At 31.4% G+C, this 640-nt stretch carries 1 protein-coding gene; it reads left to right on the top strand.

Going from position 1 to position 640, the window contains the following annotated elements:
* The coding region (eno, locus tag OYV_RS04250; RefSeq protein WP_042068489.1) for a phosphopyruvate hydratase at positions 1 to 603 on the top strand (603 nt) is incomplete at its 5' end.
* Between the last annotated feature and the right edge of the window lie 37 nt (positions 604 to 640).

Genomic DNA, 640 nt, shown 5'->3' with positions numbered 1-640 from the left:
TACGAGCCAGGAAAAGACATTTTTTTAGGAATGGACGTTGCAGCTTCCGAGTTTTATGACAAAAAACTTCAAAAATACGTTCTTGCATCTGAAAATAACAAAGCTTTTAGTAGCCAAGAATTAGTTCATTATTACGAAACTTTAGTTGCTAAATATCCAATTATTTCAATCGAAGACGGACTTGATGAAAATGATTGGGATGGATGGAAATACTTAACCCAAAAATTAGGTAACCAAATCCAATTAGTAGGGGATGACCTATTTGTTACTAACACCCAAAAATTAGCTCAAGGAATTGAAAACAAAATAGGAAACTCTATTTTAATTAAATTAAATCAAATAGGAACTCTAACAGAAACCCTAGAAACAATTGAAATGGCAAAAAAAGCTTCTTACACCGCTGTTATTTCTCACCGTAGTGGAGAAACCGAAGACACAACTATTGCTGATTTAGCTGTTGCTACTAATGCGGGTCAAATTAAAACTGGTTCTTGTTCACGTACTGATCGTATGGCAAAATACAATCAATTATTAAGAATTGAAGACCAATTAGTAGAAGCTCCTTTTTTAGGATTAAAAACTTTTTATAATTTGAAAAAATAAATCCCAATTAAACACAAAACAAAAGTGATTTAATAAT

The sequence above is a fragment of the 'Chrysanthemum coronarium' phytoplasma genome (genome assembly GCF_000744065.1).
Taxonomy (GTDB): Bacteria; Bacillota_I; Bacilli_A; order Acholeplasmatales; family Acholeplasmataceae; genus Phytoplasma; species Phytoplasma asteris.
Note: the sequence above shows the minus strand (reverse complement) of the source record. Positions and strands in the feature narration are given on the sequence as shown.